The sequence below is a fragment of the Pseudomonas sp. 02C 26 genome (assembly GCF_002843585.1).
In the GTDB taxonomy this organism is placed as follows: Bacteria; Pseudomonadota; Gammaproteobacteria; order Pseudomonadales; family Pseudomonadaceae; genus Aquipseudomonas; species Aquipseudomonas shirazensis.
Genome location: NZ_CP025262.1, coordinates 4641902 through 4660034 on the forward strand (window position 1 = coordinate 4641902; position 18133 = coordinate 4660034).

An 18133-nucleotide genomic window follows, 5' to 3' on the forward strand; every position below is an offset into this window, starting at 1 on the left:
ACGAGGTCCAGCTGATGCGAGTGATGCAAGCATAGCATCAAGTAGCGCCAACTGAGAGCAACCCGCGAAATTGTAACGACTCTTGTCATGGCCAACCATGCGCCCAACGAAAAGCGGCGCGTCGTTGCCGCCGCTGGTCATTCCACGCGAAGAATAAGAATCGAGGTCATTTGCCATGCTCGAAGTACTCAACGATTTCCTTTCGGGGAAGCTGCTCATCGTCCTTATCGTCGGACTTGGTAGCTACTTCACCCTCCGCTCGCGGTTCGTCCAGTTCCGTCACTTCGGCCACATGTTCGGTGTGTTCAAGGAATCCCTGCGTGGCCAGGCTGGCCAGCTGAGCTCGTTCCAGGCACTGATGCTGAGCCTGGCCGGCCGCGTTGGCGCCGGTAACATCGCCGGTGTCGGCATCGCTGTGACCCTCGGCGGCCCAGGCGCTGTGTTCTGGATGTGGGTGACCGCGCTGGTTGGCATGTCCAGCAGCTTCTTCGAATGTACCCTGGCCCAGGTGTACAAGCGCGCCGATGGCGATGGCCTGTACCGTGGCGGCCCGGCGTACTACATCTTGCATGGCTTGAAATTCAAGCGCATGGCGGTGGTGTTCTCGCTGCTGTTGCTGGTGACCTACGGCTTCGCCTTCAACGGCCTGCAGTCGTACACCGTGACCCACTCGCTGCAAAATGCCTTCGGCTTCCCGCCGCAGCAGACCGGTATTGCCCTGGCAGTGCTGCTGGCGATCGTCTTCCTCGGTGGTATCAAGCGTATTGCTTCGGTGTCCGACCTGCTGGTACCGGTCAAGACTCTGGCCTACATCGGCGTCACCCTGTATGTGATCGGCAGCCAGATCGAGCACGTTCCAGCGATGCTGGAAACCATCTTCAAAAGCGCCTTCGGCCTTGACCCTGCATTCGGCGGCCTGCTCGGCAGCGCGATCGTGATGGGCGTCAAGCGTGGCGTGTTCGCCAACGAAGCGGGCCTGGGCAGTGCGCCCAACGTTGCTGCCGTGGCCGCGGTCAAGCACCCTGGCGCACAGGGCGTTGTGCAGGCGTTCAGCGTGTTCCTCGACACCTTCGTGATCTGCACCTGCACCGCACTGCTGATCCTGCTGTCGGGCTTCTACACCCCAGGCTTCGAAGGTGACGGCATCGTCCTGACCCAGAACTCGCTGGCCGCTGTAGTCGGTGACTGGGGTCGTCTGTTCGTCAGCGTCGCGCTTTCGCTGTTCGTCTTCACCTGCATCCTCTACAACTACTACCTGGGCGAAACCAGCCTGCAGTTCCTGACCCGCAAGCGTTCGGTGCTGATGGGCTACCGCGGCCTGGTCCTGGCGCTGATCGTATGGGGTTCGGCGCAAGACCTGTCGACCGTGTTCGCCTTTGCCGACATCACCATGACCTGTCTGGCCTTCGTCAACCTGATCGCCCTGACCCTGCTGTTCAACATCGGCCTGCGGGTCATGCGTGACTACGATGTGCAGCGCAAGGCTGGCATCAAGCAGCCAGTGTTCGATTCGAGCAAGTTCCCTGACCTGGACCTGGACCGCAACGCCTGGCCAGTTCCGGCAGCCGCTGAAACAACCGCTGACAACACCGTCGGTCAGGTTCAGACCCAGCGCTGATATCCTCCCCTGCCAGCCGCCCCGTTCGCGGGCGGCTGCTTCTCTCTCCGCTCATCGTTACGGAATGCGCCATGCGTGCAGTCAAGAATCTTCTCGTCCTCTATACCGGTGGCACCATCGGCATGCTCGAAACACCCCAGGGCCTGGCCCCGGCGGGCGGCTTCGACGTGCGCATGCGCGAGCATCTGGCGCAACTTGACGATGCTCCGCAGATACAGTGGACACTGCGTGAAATGAACCCACTGCTGGACAGCGCCAACATGCAGCAAGCCAACTGGCTGGCCATGCGTGACGCGATTGTCGAAGCGGTGGAACGTGACGGCCACGACGGCGTGCTGGTGCTGCACGGTACCGATACGCTGGCCTACACCGGTGCAGCCCTGTCGTTCGTGCTGCTCGGCTTGCCGGTGCCGGTGCTGCTGACCGGTTCGATGTTGCCCGCCGGCGCGCCAGACAGCGACGCCTGGGACAACCTGATCGGCGCCCTGCGCCTGCTCGAAAGCGGCATCGAGGACGGCGTGCAGCTGTACTTCCACGAGCAGTTGCTGCACGGCTGCCGCGCCTCCAAGCTGCGCAGCGAGGCATTCGACGCCTTCGCTGCCCTGCCCCGTCATCGCGACAGCGAGCGCGCGCCAGCCATCCCGGCTGTGCTCGACTATCGTCAGGTGCGCCATCCGGTAAAGCTGGCGGTACTGCCGGTGTTCCCCGGCCTGCAGGCAGAACACCTGCGCGGCCTGCTCGACGGCGGCGTGCAAGGGTTGGTGCTGGAGTGCTACGGCAGCGGCACCGGGCCGTCCGACGACCAGGCCCTGCTGGATGTGCTGCATGACGCCCACCAAGGCGGCGTGGTGATCGTTGCGATCAGCCAGTGCCCGGTCGGCTCGGTGGTATTTGACACCTATGCCGCCGGTAGCCGGCTGCGTGACACTGGCCTGATCAGCGGCGGCGGCATGACCCGCGAAGCGGCGCTGGGCAAGTTGTTTGGCTTGCTTGGAGCGGGGCTGGATGCGCAGGCGACGGAGCATTGGTTTGCGCTGGATCTGTGTGGGGAGCGGGCTTGAAGGCCTGATTGCCTAAAGAGAGCATCGGCAGCTTCAGATTCGCCGCCGATGCCCGCTCTAGCGCTGAGCAGAGCGGGCGGTACACCACTGCCGAAGCATCCCGGCAAACATCTGCGCTACGTCAGACAGCGGCCGATCAGTCGCTGAAGTAAGGCCAATGGGTGCGCGCAGCAGGGAACTGCTGAAAGGCAATTGCTGCACCAGCCCCAAGCGCAGATCCAGGTCGATCACCCCGCGTTGCACAAACCACACGGCGTCATAGTCGTGGACGTATACCCGAGAAAATGTCTCGCTCAGCGATTCCTGAATCTGAAAGCGTTGAACTCCACCACTGCTGAGCAGGAAGTTGTCGATGCTGGTTCGCACCAAGGTACCTTGCGGGGATGCCAGCAGTACGTGCGCGCGCAAATCATCCAACTGCAGTTGCTCGCGCTGGGCCAGCGGGTGTCCCGTGCGCACCACCAGCAGCAAATCCTCTTCATATAACGCCTCGAACATCACTCCGAGCATGTCTCGACCAATCAGCCGTCCGACGATCAGATCGAGTTCGCGGGTGCGCAGCTTGCCCACCAGGTAGTCATACATACCGGATTCCACGCGAACCTGTACATGCGGGTAGCGCTCGCGCATCTGCGCCACCACGGGTGCGAGCATGTAGCCCGCAGCTGTCGGCAACGCTCCAACCTTGAGAATCTGCGGTGCCGGCGCAGCCGTCTGGCCTTCGTCCATGGCCAACCGAAAGCTGGCCATGGTCTGCGCTGCGTGTTTGTTGAAGGCCTCACCGGCCTGGGTCAACTGCACACCCTTACGCCCGCGCAGCAGCAACTGCACATCCAGCTCTTGCTCTAGCTCCTTGAGGCTTTTCGATACGGCTGAAACAGTGATGTGCAGCAGCTTGGCGGCAGTGACCAGGCTGCCAGCGCTGACCACGGCAAGAAACACCCGAAAGTGGCGCAGGTTGATGGCATTAAGGTGCATGACTGGCTCCTTGTTCAACCCACAAGTTAACCAAGTGCTGATTTTATATCAATTTATTCAACAAAAAGTTTGCTCTAGCATCGACCTATCCACACGGAACCGATAACCAGGGCAATCATATGATTTCAACCTCACCGCCACGGCTCGGCGCGTCCAGCGCATCTTTGCCAAGCCTGGCTCCCGAAGCCTTGGTTGAGCAACTGGCCGAGCACGGCTATCAAGGCGTTGAGTGGCGCGTTGCCGATACCTCTGGCCTGGACTTTGCTCGCGCCTGGGATGCCCGCAGCAACAATCGCTGCACCATCGCCCCGACAGTACACGCGGTCGAGGACATCTACCGGCGCTGCCAGGCCGCCGGCCTGGAAATCTTCTGCCTGAGCCCTTACCTGGCGGTTGGCGACACTGACCAGGCGCAGCACATGATCGACCTCGCCGCTCGGGCAGGTCAGGCTCGCTTGCGCTTATGGGCACCTGGCTACGTGGATGAGCGCTATCCGGCGGCCTATGCGCGCATGCGCCGCTTCCTTGACCAGATCCTGCCACTGGCCGAACAGGCCGGCGTGCGTCTGGCGCTGGAGGTGCATCAACGCACCATCTGTTCCAGCCCTTCGCTGGCCATGCGCGTGGCGGAACATTACCCCGCCGAGCGGTTAGGCATCATTTATGACCTCGGCAACCTGGCCATCGAAGGCCGCGAGGATGTGCAGATGTCGCTCGACCTGATGGGTGCGCATCTGGCCCATGTGCAGGTCAAGAACGTCGCGTACCAACCACTCGGCCCCGGCCAAGGCTGGCAGTGGCAATGGTGCCCTCCCGATGAAGGCGTACTGCCGCTGCCGGCAATGCTCGCCACCCTGCGTGCCAACGGCTTTGCCGACTGGATTTCGGTAGAAGATTTCGATGCCCGCCACAGTGACCTGCACAAGCTGCGGCGTAACCGCGACCTGATCGGCCGCTACCTGAACCTGACACCTTTCGTCCCTGCTGCCAGCCAAGAGGTACCTTGCCAATGAACACTTCCACCGACCCGCGTCGGGTTGCCTTGGTCACCGGCGCCGCTGGCGAACTGGGCCGGGCCATCTGCGCTCGCTTGAGCCAGGACGGCCTGGACCTGGTCGCGGCGGACCTCGACCTTGAGGCAGCGCAGAACCTGGTCGCGCAACTGCCGTTGTCCCCGGGTCAGAGAGCGTTGGCAGTGCACGCCGATCTCGGCGATCCGGCCTCCATCGCTACCTTGGTGGAGCATGTTGGGGCTGCCTTTGGCCGCATCGATGTCGTGGTGAACAACGCAGCGGTCAATCACCGCGGCTCGATCTACGATTTCGACGTCGCCAAGTGGGATCACATGATGGCTGTCAACCTACGCGGTCCGGCCCTGCTGTGTCAGCAGGTTGCACCCTACTGGCAGCGGCAGAACAGCGGCAGAGTGATCAATATGGTCTCGCGCTGCTGGGTGGCCGGCGGCCCACCGGCCTATGTCGCCTGTAAGGCGGGCCTGGTCGGGTTGACCCGCTCGATGGCTCGCGAGCTGGCGCCACACAACGTCACCGTCAACGCCATCGCGCCTGGACTATTGCCCTCGGCTTTCACGCTCGATGGCCGTGATGCCGATAGCTTCGAGCAGATGGCCCAGGGTTCGATCAACAGCACACCCTTGAAGCGCCTGACCACGCCCGAGGACATTGCGGGCACCACTTCATTCCTGGCCTCGAGAGATGCCGCTTTTATCACTGCCGAGGTGATTCACGTCTGTGGAGGCAGCCAATTGGCGCCGTTCGGCAGCCGCTGACCTGTTGCAAGCCCCGTTCACCACAATTACAAGAAAGGCTAACCCATGCAAACTCACGCGACCGACAATCGGCGCATGGCCCGCAGAGCTGCATTCGGCAGTTTTCTGGGCAGTGTCGTCGAGTATTACGACTTTTTTATCTACGGCTCTGCTGCCGCGCTGGTCTTCAGCACGCTGTTCTTTCCCTCGTCTGACCCGATGGCGGGGACGTTGGCAGCCCTGGCCACGTTCGGCGTCGGTTACCTGGCCCGGCCCGTAGGCGCGCTGGTCTGCGGCCACCTTGGCGACCGCTTCGGGCGTAAACAGGTACTGATGATGACCCTGATGCTGATGGGCATCGCTACGTTCACCATCGGCCTGCTGCCCACCTACGCCAGCATCGGCGCATGGGCGCCAGCGTTGCTGGTGCTGTGCCGCCTGCTGCAGGGCTTTTCTGCTGGCGGCGAGCAGGTCGGCGCCAGCCTGCTGACCATGGAGCACGCTCCGGGCAAGAGCAAATCGTTCTACACCAGCTGGCTGATCAATGGCGCATCGATGGGCTCGATCCTCGCCACGTCAGTATTCATCCCACTAACGATGCTGAGTGAGGAACAGTTGCTGAGCTGGGGCTGGCGGATCCCGTTCCTGCTCAGTGCAGTAATGGTCATCATCACCTGGATAATCCGCCGCGGCGTCGAAGAAAGCCCGGAATTCAAAGCCAGTAAAGCCAAGCCAGAACACTTGCCTGTCGCTGATCTGTTCCGCCATGAAGGGCGCGCCTTCATCATTGTGTTCTGCTGCGCCCTGATCTGCTCGGTGTCGTCGCTGGTGATGATCTTTGGCTTATCCTGGGCGACCAACAATCAGGGGGTCGAGCGCGCGTCGATGCTCACGGCCATTGCCGCGAGTCAGGCCGTCGCCCTCCTCTGCCAACCGCTGTTCGGCCTGCTGGCTGACCGCATCGGCCGCAAGCGTATCTTCACCCTGGGCGCGTTCGCCTGCAGCGCTGGAGTGTTCTTGTTCCTGTGGTCGATCACCACCGGGAACATCGGCCTGATCATGTTTAGCACCGTGCTGCTCAAATCTGTGCTCTACAGTGCGCCGAATGCACTATGGCCATCCTTCTATGCCGAGATGTTCAGCATCCGTGTGCGCTATACCGGGGTTGGCCTGGCGACCCAACTGAGCTTCATCATCGCCGGCTTCTCACCAAGCATTTGCTATGCGCTGATGGCTGATAACCACGACTGGTTGCCGGTAGCCTGCTTCATTGGTGGCCTTGCACTGATTGCGGCAATTGCTGCGCTGGTATCGCGGCCAGCGGGCGAAGCCGCTCCTGCGACGCATCAGCCGATGCAGCAACACGCGCGGCACTAAGCCGAAAACCCAACCTTCAGGAACTGAACCATGCAATTTGCGCTTATCGCCTACGATTATGACGATGCCCTTGAACGCCGCCTGCAGTGCCGTGAAGAGCATGTGGCGCGCTTGCACGCGCTGGCCGCCAGTGGCAATTTCCTTGGCGGCGGAGCACTGCTCAACACCGAGGGCAAGATGATCGGCTCCAACGTGCATGTCGCTTTTGAGTCCCGCGCCGCACTCGATATCTGGCTGCAGAGTGAACCCTACCTTGAGCAGAAGGTGTGGGAAAAGGTCGAAGTGCTGGAAATCAAGCGACTGCAGATTGGTTGAAGCTGATCGGCAGTGTGTTTGAAGTCTAAATTACATGAGCCCAAAAGGCCCTCGGCGCGTTGCAGCGCTGGGGGCCTTCGCTACTCCAGACAAGCGCGGGATTCCAAGACGCTCAGCAAGCGAATCATTGATTCAATGTAATCTCAAATTTATCTTCACCCAGGTGAGTGATCTTGACGGTATTAGACACATCCTGACCGTCTTCAGACTTTAACTGATAGTTGGCCTGCAAATAGGACTCGCAGGTCATGATTTCCTTCGAACCCAACTTGCTGCCCACAGCCATGCACACACTACCAATCGTTGCGATAGGCCCCGGATAGATCTGTATATACTCGAATAACGTCGGCCCAGCCATGCTGTTATACGTTATGGTTTCCGGGCCGAAGATCATGGTGATGACACCGATGGCTGTCACGAGAAAGCCCACGCCTACCAACAGCCAGTAGGCATACACTGCGCCGCCCTCCTCAGCGTTGACGTATGCCTGATAGGCATCGACAAAGCCGGTAACGCAATACTCGCTTTGCGAGTCTTTGATTGTAATTCGACTTGAAGAAATGATGTCCTGCATGGGCCCGCTCCTTGAAAAAGCGGATTGTACTTAATAAATTCGGGCATTGATTACCAAGCAAGCAACCTCAGAAACTTCCTACACTAAAAGTTATCTTTGAAGCACACCTGCAACTTTCACTAACAAACCATCGAAACATTGACATCGAGTCAATAAAAAAGCCCGCAGCATAAGATGCTGCGGGCTTTTTATTACGACAAGACTATTGATTAAAACGGAATATCGTCATCAAAGCTGTCGAAGTCAGCCGCCGGCTGTGGCGCTGGCTGTTGCGGCGCCGGGCGCTGCTGAGCCTGCTGCGGGCGTGGTGCCTGCTGACGCGGTGCCTGCTGCTGTGGCTGCTGGTTGTACTGCTGTGGCTGACCACCGCCCTGGTTGTAGTTGTTACCACCACCCTGGTTGTACTGATCACCGCCGCCTTGTTGGTTCTGCGGACGGCCGCCGAGCAGCTGCATGGTGCCTTGCATGTCGACGATGATTTCAGTGGTGTAGCGCTTGATGCCGTCTTTTTCCCACTCGCGGGTCTGCAGCTTGCCCTCGATGTAGACCTGGGAACCCTTGCGCAGGTACTCACCGGCGATTTCGGCAACTTTGCCGAACATCGACACACGGTGCCACTCGGTACGCTCGACCTTCTGACCGGACTGCTTGTCGGTCCACTGCTCGCTGGTGGCCAGGCTCAGGTTGGTCACGGCGTTACCGTTGGGCAGGTAGCGGACTTCGGGATCCTGACCACAGGTACCGACCAGAATGACTTTGTTAACCCCACGGGCCATAACGTTCTCCTAGGCTTCGCACGCCGATGAGGCTGGATTTACCAGACGCTCGAGGGTCGCACGGTCCAAAATTTTCGTATCCAGTTTGATATAGATGGCGGCTTCTTCTGCCACCACCACGGCGTCGGTCACACCCGGCACGGCCATCAGGCGTTCGGTCAACCCGGCTTCCCGGACCGCCTCAGGCGTCAGTGGCATGCGCAGGCTGGTCACATAGGGCGGCTCGTTCATGTTCAAGGCGACGACCAACCACACAGCACACAGCAGCGCACAACCGACGAACACCATGCCCAGACCACCATGCTGGAATAACCAGCCACCGATGATTCCTCCCAGCGCGGCACCGAGGAACTGGCTGGTGGAATAAACCCCCATGGCCGTTCCCTTGCCGCCGGCGGGCGACACCTTGCTGACCAGCGAAGGCAAGGATGCCTCCAGCAGGTTGAAGGCAGTAAAGAATATCACGGTGCCGATCACCAGTCCGTGCAAGTTGTCAGCCCACTGCCAGAAGAACACCTCGACCAGCAGCAGAACGCTCACCGCACCGAGCAACACACGCTTCATCTTGCGCTTTTTTTCGCCGTAGATAATGAACGGCACCATTGCAAAAAATGAGACGAACAACGCGGTCAGGTATACCCACCAGTGTTCTTCCTTGGGCAGGCCGCCGCGCTCGACAAAGGCTAAGGGCAGCGCAACGAAGCTGGCCATGAGGATCGCATGCAGGACGAAAATACCCACGTCCAGGCGCAGAAGGTCCGGATGGCGCAGGGTTGGGCCGATGGCCTTGCGCGCCACCCCCGACTCGCGGTGCTGCAGGGTGCTGTGCGCATGCGGCACGAAGAAGGCCACCAGCAGGATGCCGACCAGGGCAAGTCCTGCAGTCGCGAGGAACAATCCCGACAAACCAAAGGCGCGCGTCAACAATGGCCCCACAACCATTGCCACGGCAAACGACAAACCGATGCTCATGCCGATCATGGCCATGGCCTTGGTCCGGTGCTGTTCTCGGGTCAGGTCGGAGAGCAGCGCCATGACCGCTGCCGAGATCGCCCCGGCGCCCTGCAGAATGCGCCCGGCGATCACGCCCCAGATCGAGTCGGCCTGGGCTGCCAGCACACTGCCGAGGGCGAAGATGATCAGCCCAAGGTAGATCACCGGGCGCCGGCCGATGCGGTCGGAGATCATCCCGAACGGGATCTGCAGCACCGCCTGGGTCAGGCCGTAGGCACCGATGGCCAGGCCGATCAGCGCAGGCGTGGCGCCGGCCAGGTCCATGCCGTAGGTGGCAAGTACCGGCAGCACCATGAACATGCCCAGCATACGAAAGGCAAAGACCAGGGCCAGGCCACCGGCGGCGCGAGTCTCGCTACCACTCATGCGCTCGTTGTGGGTGTCGTGCATGGATAAACCTCGTGTGAACCGGCGGCGATTCTATCAGTCCCACGCCTTGACGGCATATACGCGACGCTTTGCCGCGTAATGGCAGCGCGCCGTATACTTCTATGTTTATGCCCGCCAAGCGAGGCCGCAGTGGACAAGATTCTGATTCGTGGGGCACGTACCCACAACCTGAAGAACATCGACCTGACCCTGCCCCGGGACAAGTTGATCGTGATCACCGGTTTGTCCGGTTCCGGCAAGTCATCGCTGGCTTTCGACACCCTCTACGCCGAGGGTCAACGCCGTTATGTCGAGTCGTTGTCGGCTTACGCCCGGCAATTCCTGTCGATGATGGAAAAGCCCGACGTTGACACCATCGAGGGCCTTTCCCCGGCAATCTCGATCGAGCAGAAATCAACCTCGCACAACCCGCGCTCCACGGTCGGCACCATTACCGAAATCTACGACTACCTGCGTCTGCTGTATGCACGGGTAGGAACCCCGCGCTGCCCGGACCATGACATCCCGCTGGAAGCGCAAACGGTCAGTCAGATGGTCGACCTGGTGCTCGAGCAACCTGAGGGCAGCAAGTTGATGCTGCTGGCGCCGGTCATCCGCGAGCGCAAGGGCGAGCACCTGGCGGTGTTCGACGAGCTGCGCGCGCAGGGCTTTGTGCGCGTGCGGGTCAACGGCAAGCTGTACGAGATGGACGAGCTGCCGACCCTTGAGAAACAGAAAAAACACAGCATCGATGTCGTGGTCGACCGTTTCAAGGTCCGCAGCGACCTGCAGCAGCGCCTGGCCGAGTCGTTCGAGACAGCGCTGAAGCTGGCTGACGGCATTGCCCTGGTCGCGCCGATGGACGACGAGCCCGGCGAAGAAATCATCTTCTCTGCGCGCTTTGCCTGCCCGGTCTGCGGCCATGCCATCAGCGAGCTGGAACCCAAGTTGTTCTCCTTCAACAACCCGGCTGGCGCGTGCCCGACCTGCGATGGCCTGGGCGTGAAGCAGTACTTCGACACCAAGCGCCTGGTCAACACCGAGCTGACCCTGGCCGAGGGCGCGATCCGTGGCTGGGACCGGCGCAACGTGTACTACTTCCAGATGCTTGGCTCGCTTGCCGCGCATTTTGGCTTCAGCCTGGAACAACCGTTCGCTGAACTGGCAGCAGAGGATCAAAAGATCATTCTGCAGGGCAGCGGCAAGCAGAACGTCGACTTCAAATACCTGAATGACCGTGGCGATATCGTCAAGCGCTCGCACCCGTTTGAAGGCATCGTGCCGAATCTGGAGCGACGTTACCGCGAGACCGAGTCGGCCACGGTGCGTGAAGAGCTGGCCAAGTTCCTCGGTACGCAACCATGCCCGGACTGTCGCGGCACGCGCCTGCGCCGTGAGTCGCGGCATGTATGGGTTGGCGAGAAGACCCTGCCAGCGGTGACCAACCTGCCGATTGGCGATGCCAGCACCTACTTCAGCGAGCTGACCCTGACCGGTCGCCGCGGCGAGATCGCTTCGAAGATCCTCAAGGAGATTTGCGAGCGTCTGCAGTTTCTGGTCAACGTCGGCCTCGATTACCTGACCCTGGATCGCAGTGCCGACACCCTCTCCGGCGGCGAAGCGCAGCGTATTCGCCTGGCCAGCCAGATCGGCGCGGGCCTGGTCGGCGTCATGTATATCCTCGACGAGCCTTCGATTGGCTTGCATCAGCGCGATAACGACCGCTTGCTCGGCACGCTCAATCACTTGCGCGACCTGGGCAACACGGTGATTGTGGTGGAGCACGACGAGGACGCCATTCGCCTGGCTGACTACGTTGTCGACATCGGCCCGGGCGCTGGTGTACATGGTGGCCAGATCGTTGCCGAGGGCACGCCACAGGAGGTCATGGACCACCCTGATTCGCTGACCGGTGCCTACCTGTCCGGGCGCAAGAAGATCGCTGTGCCGGCCAAGCGCACCCCCCGTGACAAGAAGCTGTCGCTCAAGCTCAAAGGCGCGCGTGGCAACAACCTGCAGAACGTCGATCTGGAAATACCGATCGGCTTGCTGACTTGCGTGACCGGTGTCTCCGGGTCGGGCAAGTCGACGCTGATCAACAACACGCTGTTCCCGCTGGCGGCGACTGCGCTGAACGGCGCTACCAGCCATGAGGCCGCCGCACACAGCAGCATGGACGGCCTGCAGCATCTGGACAAAGTGGTCGACATCGACCAGAGCCCGATTGGCCGCACCCCACGCTCCAACCCGGCGACCTATACCGGCATCTTCACGCCGGTGCGCGAGCTGTTTGCAGGGGTGCCCGAGTCGCGTGCGCGCGGTTATGGTCCGGGACGGTTCTCGTTCAACGTCAAGGGCGGCCGCTGCGAAGCGTGTCAGGGCGATGGCCTGATCAAGGTCGAGATGCACTTCCTGCCGGACATCTACGTGCCCTGCGACGTGTGCAAGAGCAAGCGCTACAACCGCGAGACGCTGGAGATCAAGTACAAAGGAAAGAACATCCACGAGGTGCTGGAAATGACCATCGAGGATGCCCGCGCATTCTTCGATGCAGTGCCGGCGCTCGCGCGCAAGCTGCAGACGCTGGTGGATGTCGGCCTGTCGTACATCAAGCTTGGTCAGTCGGCCACGACCCTCTCCGGGGGCGAGGCGCAGCGGGTCAAGCTATCCCGTGAGCTGTCCAAGCGCGATACCGGCAAGACGCTGTACATCCTCGATGAACCGACTACCGGTCTGCACTTCGCCGATATCCAGCAGTTGCTCGATGTACTGCACCGCTTGCGCGATCACGGCAACACCGTAGTGGTGATCGAACACAATCTGGACGTGATCAAGACCGCCGACTGGCTGGTCGACCTCGGCCCGGAGGGCGGCTCCAAGGGCGGCCAGATCATCGCGGTGGGTACGCCTGAAGAGGTGACCAAGATGAAGCAGTCGTATACCGGCCACTACCTCAAGCCGTTGCTGGAGCGTGACCGGGCGTAAGCCTACAAAAAAGCCCCCGGTAGCGAGCTACCGGGGGCTTTTTTACAACCATGCAGCCCGTTACGGCAAGCTGATTACATCTGCGATTGCAGGTAGTTCTGCAGGCCGATGACCTTGATCAGACCCTGCTGCTTTTCCAGCCAATAAGTGTGATCTTCTTCGGTATCTGCCAACTGCTGACGCAGGATGTCGCGGCTGATGTAATCCTTGTGCGTTTCGCACAATTCAATGCCTTTGCACAACGCTGCGCGCACCTTGTACTCGAGGCGCAAGTCGGCTGCGAGCATTTCCGGCACAGTGGTGCCCACGTCCAGATCATCCGGACGCATGCGCGGGGTGCCTTCCAGCATGAGAATGCGGCGCATCAGGGCGTCGGCGTGTTGCGCCTCTTCTTCCATTTCATGATTGATGCGCTCGTAGAGCTTGGACAAGCCCCAGTCTTCGTACATGCGCGAATGAATGAAATACTGATCACGTGCTGCCAGCTCGCCGGTGAGCAACGTGTTGAGGTAATCGATTACGTCCGGGTGACCTTGCATCGCCCTGGTTCTCCATGTGAAAGCGCTATGTGCATAGTGTGAACCAGGACTGCTGCAAGGTCACTGAAAAACGCGCAATAACATGCAAAAAAACGCCTAAACAGTAGTGATATTCATTGAAAAACCGCCCAAATGAGGGCGGTTCTACTTATCATTCCGACTCAGGCGAGATTCAGCCCCAACGCCTTGGCAATTCCTTCGCCGTAGGCTGGATCTGCCTTGGAGAAGTGCTGCAACTGGCGCATCACCACGACTGCGCTGACACCTGCCATGGTGCCGGCAATATTGTTGATCAGCAGTGCTTGTTGCTCAGGGCTCATCAAGCGGAACAAGGCGCCGGCGTGGCTATAGTAATCGCCGTCCTCACGGTGGTCGTGACGATCGGCTGCGCCGGTCAGGGCAAGCGCCGGCTCGGCATGCTGCGGCGACTGCTTGGGCGCATCGCTGTAGCTGTTCGGCTCGTAGTTAGGCGCACTGCCATAGCTACCGGAAGCCATAGCGCCATCGCGCTGGTAGCTGTGCACCGGGCTGCGAGCGGCGTTGACCGGCAGATGCTGGTGATTGGTGCCTACGCGGTAGCGGTGCGCATCGGCATAGGCAAACACACGCCCTTGCAGCATCCGGTCTGGCGACAGGCCGACACCTGGAACCATATTGCTCGGGCCGAAGGTGGCTTGCTCGACTTCGGCAAAGTAGTTGAGCGGGTTGCGGTTGAGCTCAAGCACGCCAACCTCGATCAACGGGAATTCCTTCTGCGACCAGGTCTTGGTCACATCGAAAGGATTCTCCGCTCGATTGGCTGCCTGCTCCTCGCTCATGACCTGAATGCACACAGTCCAGCGCGGATAGTCACCGCGTTCAATCGCCTCGAACAGGTCACGCTGGGCGTAATCAGGGTCAGTACCCGCCAGACGCGCTGCTTCGGCCGGTGCCAGGTTCTTGATGCCCTGCTGAGTCTTGTAGTGCCATTTGACCCAGGTGCGCTCACCGCTCGCGCTGATCAGGCTGTAGGTATGGCTGCCGAAGCCGTGCATGTGACGGTAGCCGTCCGGGATACCCCGATCAGAGAACAGGATCGTGACCTGGTGCAGCGCCTCAGGCGAATGCGACCAGAAGTCCCACATCATCTGGGCGTTCTTCAGGTTGCTCTGCGGATGGCGCTTCTGCGTGTGGATGAAGTCAGGAAACTTCAGGGGGTCGCGTATGAAGAACACCGGGGTGTTGTTGCCCACGATGTCCCAATTGCCTTCCTCGGTGTAGAACTTGAGCGCGAAGCCACGCGGGTCACGTTCGGTGTCAGCCGAGCCGCGCTCGCCACCTACGGTGGAGAAGCGCAAAAAGGTCTCGGTTTGCTTGCCAACCTTGTCGAACAGCTTGGCGCAGGTGTAGCGGGTGATATCGCGGGTTACGGTGAAGGTACCGTAGGCGCCCGAGCCCTTGGCGTGTACACGGCGCTCAGGAATGTTCTCGCGGTTGAAGTGGGCGAGTTTTTCCAGCAGGTGGAAGTCGTCGAGCAGCAGCGGGCCGCGAGGGCCGGCCGAACGGGAATTCTGGTTGTCAGCTACAGGTGCACCGCTGGCGGTGGTAAGAATCTTGCTCATGGGCTCTCCTTGACGGTCTTGATCTGCCGTTTGTCGGCTTGCGGACAGTATCGGGGAGCGGCATGACAAGAGCTAATTCATTGATCGAGTTGAGGCGATAGGAATTAACAATAATTACAGAAACAAAAAACCGGGCACTAGGCCCGGTTTTTTGTAGCAGACAGAACGTCTTACTCGGCAGCTTCTACAGCACCACCGACTGGACGATCAACCAGCTCGACGTACGCCATAGGCGCGTTGTCGCCAGCGCGGAAACCGCACTTCAGGATACGCAGGTAGCCGCCCTGACGGGTGGCGTAGCGCTTGCCCAGATCGTTGAAGAGCTTGCCAACAGCGGATTTCGAACGGGTACGGTCGAAAGCCAGACGACGGTTGGCTACGCTATCTTCCTTGGCCAGGGTGATCAGCGGCTCGGCAACGCGGCGCAGTTCCTTGGCTTTTGGCAGAGTAGTTTTGATCAGCTCGTGCTCGATCAACGACACTGCCATGTTCTGGAACATAGCCTTGCGGTGAGAGCTGGTACGGCTCAGGTGACGTCCACTTTTACGATGACGCATGATTCATTCCTTACCAAACACTACGTTCGGTGATTACGACGATCAGGCAGTCGCCTTGTCGTCCTTCTTAAGACTTGCAGGCGGCCAGTTGTCGAGGCGCATGCCGAGGGACAGACCACGGGAAGCCAAAACGTCCTTGATTTCAGTCAGGGACTTCTTGCCCAGGTTAGGAGTTTTCAACAGCTCTACTTCGGTGCGCTGAATCAGGTCGCCGATGTAGTAGATGTTCTCCGCCTTGAGGCAGTTGGCAGACCGTACGGTCAGTTCCAGGTCGTCAACCGGACGCAGCAGGATCGGATCGATCTCGTCTTCCTGCTCGACCACTACCGGCTCACTGTCACCTTTGAGATCCACGAACGCGGCCAGCTGCTGTTGCAGGATGGTCGCGGCACGACGGATTGCCTCTTCTGGGTCCAGAGTACCGTTGGTTTCCAGATCAATGACCAGCTTGTCCAGGTTGGTACGCTGCTCAACACGGGCGTTTTCGACCACATAGGCGATACGACGCACCGGGCTGAACGAAGCGTCCAGCTGAAGACGGCCAATGCTGCGGCTTTCATCTTCGTCAGTCTGACGAGAGTCGGCCGGCTCGTAACCGCGACCACGAGCTACAGTGAGCTTCATGTTCAGGGCGCCGTTGGACGCCAGGTTCGCGATTACGTGATCGGGGTTGACGATCTCGACATCGTGATCCAGCTGAATATCGGCAGCGGTAACCACCCCCGAACCCTTTTTCGACAAGGTCAGCGTAACTTCGTCACGACCGTGCAGTTTGATAGCCAGGCCTTTCAGGTTCAACAGGATTTCAATTACGTCTTCCTGTACACCTTCGATCGCGGAGTACTCATGGAGTACGCCATCGATCTCGGCCTCGACTACTGCACAGCCAGGCATGGAGGACAACAGGATGCGGCGCAGCGCGTTGCCCAGGGTATGGCCGAAACCACGCTCGAGAGGCTCGAGCGTAATCTTGGCGCGGGTCGGACTGACTACCTGCACATCAATGTGGCGGGGAGTCAGGAACTCATTTACCGAAATCTGCATGGATGCACCTATTTTCTAGCCCTTACTTGGAGTAGAGCTCGACAATCAGGTTTTCGTTGATGTCGGCAGACAGGTCGCTGCGAGCAGGAACGTTCTTGAAAACGCCCGACTTTTTAGCAGCATCCACGTCTACCCACTCAACGCGGCCGCGCTGAGAGCACAGTTCAAGGGCTTGAACAATGCGCAGCTGGTTCAGCGATTTCTCACGAACCGAGACCACGTCACCCGGACGAACTTGGTAAGATGGAATGTTTACAGTCTTACCGTTGACGCTGATCGCTTTGTGCGAAACCAGCTGACGCGACTCGGAACGAGTCGAGCCGAAGCCCATACGGTAAACGACGTTATCCAGACGGCACTCGAGCAGTTGCAGCAGGTTCTCACCAGTTGCGCCTTTTTTCGAGGCTGCAGCTTGGTAGTAACCGCGGAACTGACGCTCCAGAACACCGTAGATACGACGGACTTTTTGTTTCTCGCGCAGCTGGGTACCGTAGTCGGACTGACGGCCACGGCGCTGGCCGTGGATACCTGGGGCTGCTTCGATGTTGCACTTCGATTCCAGAGCGCGAACGCCGCTCTTCAGGAAAAGGTCAGTGCCTTCACGGCGAGACAGTTTGCATTTTGGACCAATGTAACGTGCCATTTATCTGTCTCCTGATTACACGCGACGCTTCTTCGGCGGACGGCACCCGTTATGCGGGATTGGCGTCACGTCGGTGATGCTGGCGATCTTGTAGCCGCAGCTGTTCAAAGCACGAACGGCGGACTCACGACCTGGACCTGGACCCTTGACGTTTACGTCGAGGTTTTTCAGACCGTATTCCAGCGCAGCTTGACCAGCTCGTTCAGCAGCAATCTGAGCTGCAAACGGGGTGGATTTGCGCGAACCACGGAAACCCGAACCACCGGACGTTGCCCAGGACAAAGCATTGCCCTGACGGTCGGTGATGGTCACGATGGTGTTGTTGAAAGACGCGTGGATGTGGGCGATGCCATCAACCACTGTCTTTTTGATTTTTTTACGAGGACGAGCAGCAGGTTTTGCCATGTCTATTTTCCTGTCGATTCGCTGGTGCGATTACTTGCGGATCGGCTTACGCGGGCCCTTACGGGTGCGTGCATTGGTCTTGGTGCGCTGACCGCGAACCGGCAGACCTTTACGATGGCGCAGACCGCGGTAGCAGCCCAGGTCCATCAAGCGTTTGATCTTCATGTTGATGTCACGGCGCAGATCACCTTCAGTGGTGAACTTGGCGACTTCGCTACGCAGCGTTTCAATCTGCTCGTCGCTCAGATCCTTGATCTTTGCGGCTGGGTTAACCCCAGTGTCTGCACAAATCTTCTGTGCAGTTGTGCGACCGACACCATAGATGTAGGTCAGCGAGATAACAGTGTGCTTGTTATCTGGAATGTTGACGCCTGCAATACGGGCCATTCAGTGGGACTCCAATTGACAGCTACCTACGCCCCGGAAGCCAAGAAATAGGGCGCGAGATAATATCGCTGTAGAAACAATTAATCAACCCAGCAGCGCACTAGCTGCTGGGCTTGTAGCGC

18 protein-coding genes are annotated in these 18133 nt (G+C 59.7%); 7 read left to right on the forward strand and 11 right to left on the reverse strand.

Features of this window, described 5'->3' with window-relative positions; all coding sequences use genetic code 11:
* Window positions 1-175 precede the first annotated feature (175 nt).
* Both CXQ80_RS21165 and CXQ80_RS21170 read left to right on the forward strand, forming a co-directional pair.
* Window positions 176-1618 carry a sodium:alanine symporter family protein gene (locus CXQ80_RS21165; protein ID WP_101322323.1) on the forward strand — a complete coding sequence of 481 codons (1443 nt, stop codon included), beginning with the start codon at window positions 176-178 and terminating at the stop codon, window positions 1616-1618.
* Window positions 1619-1689: 71 nt separating this feature from the next.
* The gene (locus CXQ80_RS21170) at window positions 1690-2679 is read left to right on the forward strand and encodes an asparaginase (protein WP_101322324.1); all 990 of its coding nucleotides are present in this window, start codon (window positions 1690-1692) and stop codon (window positions 2677-2679) included.
* 57 nt (window positions 2680-2736) lie between these two features.
* Here the strand turns inward: CXQ80_RS21170 and CXQ80_RS21175 are convergent, their stop codons facing one another.
* Entirely contained in the window at window positions 2737-3657 is a 921-nt protein-coding gene (locus CXQ80_RS21175) for a LysR substrate-binding domain-containing protein (protein WP_101322325.1), read from the reverse strand.
* A gap of 119 nt (window positions 3658-3776) precedes the next feature.
* Here CXQ80_RS21175 and CXQ80_RS21180 point away from each other — a divergent pair, with 119 nt between their 5' ends.
* The 4 genes from CXQ80_RS21180 to CXQ80_RS21195 are packed head-to-tail and all read left to right on the forward strand — an operon-like array spanning window position 3777 to window position 7117.
* Window positions 3777-4670 carry a sugar phosphate isomerase/epimerase gene (locus CXQ80_RS21180; RefSeq protein WP_101322326.1) on the forward strand — a complete coding sequence of 298 codons (894 nt, stop codon included), beginning with the start codon at window positions 3777-3779 and terminating at the stop codon, window positions 4668-4670.
* Entirely contained in the window at window positions 4667-5446 is a 780-nt protein-coding gene (locus tag CXQ80_RS21185) for an SDR family NAD(P)-dependent oxidoreductase (protein ID WP_101322327.1), read from the forward strand. The genes CXQ80_RS21180 and CXQ80_RS21185 overlap by 4 nt, the downstream gene beginning before the upstream one ends.
* Before the next feature lie 45 nt (window positions 5447-5491).
* Window positions 5492-6802 carry an MFS transporter gene (locus CXQ80_RS21190; RefSeq protein WP_224785599.1) on the forward strand — a complete coding sequence of 437 codons (1311 nt, stop codon included), beginning with the start codon at window positions 5492-5494 and terminating at the stop codon, window positions 6800-6802.
* A gap of 30 nt (window positions 6803-6832) precedes the next feature.
* A complete protein-coding gene (locus tag CXQ80_RS21195; protein ID WP_101322328.1) occupies window positions 6833-7117 on the forward strand; it encodes a YciI family protein in 285 nt (94 codons plus the stop codon).
* A 124-nt stretch (window positions 7118-7241) separates the two neighbouring features.
* Here the strand turns inward: CXQ80_RS21195 and CXQ80_RS21200 are convergent, their stop codons facing one another.
* From CXQ80_RS21200 to CXQ80_RS21210, 3 genes are all read right to left on the reverse strand, one after another.
* Window positions 7242-7691 (reverse strand): hypothetical protein, encoded by a 450-nt coding sequence (locus CXQ80_RS21200; RefSeq protein WP_101322329.1) that lies wholly within the window; start codon window positions 7689-7691, stop codon window positions 7242-7244.
* 209 nt (window positions 7692-7900) lie between these two features.
* The gene (locus CXQ80_RS21205; RefSeq protein WP_101322330.1) at window positions 7901-8467 is read right to left on the reverse strand and encodes a single-stranded DNA-binding protein; all 567 of its coding nucleotides are present in this window, start codon (window positions 8465-8467) and stop codon (window positions 7901-7903) included.
* A gap of 9 nt (window positions 8468-8476) precedes the next feature.
* A complete protein-coding gene (locus tag CXQ80_RS21210) occupies window positions 8477-9871 on the reverse strand; it encodes an MFS transporter (protein WP_101322331.1) in 1395 nt (464 codons plus the stop codon).
* A gap of 129 nt (window positions 9872-10000) precedes the next feature.
* Between CXQ80_RS21210 and uvrA the strand changes: the two genes are divergently transcribed.
* On the forward strand, window positions 10001-12835 hold the full coding sequence (gene uvrA, locus CXQ80_RS21215; protein ID WP_178080799.1) for an excinuclease ABC subunit UvrA: 2835 nt from the start codon (window positions 10001-10003) through the stop codon (window positions 12833-12835).
* Between the two features lie 74 nt (window positions 12836-12909).
* Here uvrA and bfr read toward each other — a convergent pair whose 3' ends face one another.
* The 7 genes from bfr to rpsM form a co-directional block, all read right to left on the reverse strand.
* Window positions 12910-13374, reverse strand: coding sequence for a bacterioferritin (gene bfr / locus CXQ80_RS21220; RefSeq protein WP_101322333.1), 465 nt, complete (start codon window positions 13372-13374; stop codon window positions 12910-12912).
* Between the two features lie 161 nt (window positions 13375-13535).
* Window positions 13536-14975 (reverse strand): catalase, encoded by a 1440-nt coding sequence (locus tag CXQ80_RS21225; protein WP_101322334.1) that lies wholly within the window; start codon window positions 14973-14975, stop codon window positions 13536-13538.
* A gap of 170 nt (window positions 14976-15145) precedes the next feature.
* Complete coding sequence (rplQ, locus tag CXQ80_RS21230; protein WP_003255451.1) at window positions 15146-15532, reverse strand: 50S ribosomal protein L17; 387 nt, start codon at window positions 15530-15532, stop codon at window positions 15146-15148.
* Between the two features lie 42 nt (window positions 15533-15574).
* A complete protein-coding gene (rpoA, locus tag CXQ80_RS21235; RefSeq protein ID WP_003255452.1) occupies window positions 15575-16576 on the reverse strand; it encodes a DNA-directed RNA polymerase subunit alpha in 1002 nt (333 codons plus the stop codon).
* Between the two features lie 22 nt (window positions 16577-16598).
* Window positions 16599-17219, reverse strand: a complete 621-nt coding sequence (gene rpsD / locus CXQ80_RS21240; RefSeq protein ID WP_101322335.1) for a 30S ribosomal protein S4 — start codon at window positions 17217-17219, stop codon at window positions 16599-16601.
* A gap of 15 nt (window positions 17220-17234) precedes the next feature.
* Window positions 17235-17624 (reverse strand): 30S ribosomal protein S11, encoded by a 390-nt coding sequence (gene rpsK, locus CXQ80_RS21245; RefSeq protein ID WP_012270237.1) that lies wholly within the window; start codon window positions 17622-17624, stop codon window positions 17235-17237.
* A 30-nt stretch (window positions 17625-17654) separates the two neighbouring features.
* Complete coding sequence (rpsM, locus tag CXQ80_RS21250) at window positions 17655-18011, reverse strand: 30S ribosomal protein S13 (RefSeq protein ID WP_101322336.1); 357 nt, start codon at window positions 18009-18011, stop codon at window positions 17655-17657.
* Between the last annotated feature and the right edge of the window lie 122 nt (window positions 18012-18133).